Below are 1,045 nucleotides of genomic sequence, written 5' to 3' on the forward strand. Positions count from 1 at the left end.
CGAACCCAGATTGATCACGTGGCCGCGACCGCGCGCCGTCATGCCCGGCAGCACCGCGCGAGTGACGTACATCAGCCCCTTCACATTGGTGTCGACCATCTGGTCCCAGGCGTCGAGGTCGGCGCTCTGGGCGGGCTCCAGGCCGAGCGCGAGGCCCGCGTTGTTCACCAGGAGGTCGATCTCGTCGAAGTCGGCCGGCAGGCCGGCGATGGCGGCGGCGACGGCGTCGCGGTCGCGCACATCCAGCACCAATGGATGGACGGTCTCGCGGCCCAGCTCGGCGGCCAGGGCCTCCAGGCGGTCGGCGCGGCGGCCGGCGGCGATGATCTTGTGGCCGGCGGCGTGGAAACGGCGGGCGATGGCGGCGCCGAAGCCGGCGGTGGCGCCGGTCACGAGAACGATCATGGGCGAGGTCCTTCACCGGACAGCGGGAGCAAGCGCCGTCCTATCGCGTGTCGCGCGCCAGGTCACCTATTGGGCGGAGCGTTCCGCGATCTCGGCCGGCGGACGACCGTCCAGGGCGCGGGCCACCGCCGCGATCAGCGCCTCGCGGCGGATCGGCTTGGCGACGTGGTCGTCCATGCCGGCCTCCAACAGATGATCGACTTGGTGGCGCATGGCGTTGGCCGTCAGGGCGATGACCGGCGTGCGACGCAAGCCGCGCTCGGCCTCCAGACGCCGAATCTCCTTCAACGCCGTCAGGCCGTCCATGACGGGCATGTGGATATCCATCAGCACGACGTCCCACTGGCCATCTCGCCAAGCTTCCAAAGCCTTCGCGCCGTTATCGACCATGACCGGCTCGACGCCCACCTGGCGCAGCACGGCGCTCAGGACCAGCTGGTTGGTCGGATTATCCTCGGCGGCCAGCAAGCGCAGCGGCGGCGGGGCGGGCGGCGGTTCGGCCGCTTCGATCGGCGCCGCTGACGCGATCTTGCGCAGCGGCGCCGAGACGGTGAACGCGCTGCCTTGGCCGGGTCGGCTGAACAGGCTGACCTCGCCGCCCATGCCCCGGGCCAGCTCGCGGCAGATCGCCAAGCCCAGG

2 protein-coding genes are annotated in these 1,045 nt (G+C 71.2%); both read right to left on the reverse strand.

Going from position 1 to position 1,045, the window contains the following annotated elements:
* Positions 1–405: SDR family NAD(P)-dependent oxidoreductase (locus tag NKJ21_RS27545; protein WP_254733478.1), on the reverse strand; the 405-nt coding region annotated here is incomplete at its 3' end.
* 66 nt (positions 406–471) lie between these two features.
* On the reverse strand, positions 472–1,045 hold a 574-nt coding region (locus tag NKJ21_RS27550), incomplete at its 5' end, for a response regulator (RefSeq protein WP_254733479.1).

The sequence above is a fragment of the Klebsiella sp. SWET4 genome (assembly GCF_024296565.1).
In the GTDB taxonomy this organism is placed as follows: domain Bacteria; phylum Pseudomonadota; class Gammaproteobacteria; order Enterobacterales; family Enterobacteriaceae; genus Klebsiella; species Klebsiella variicola.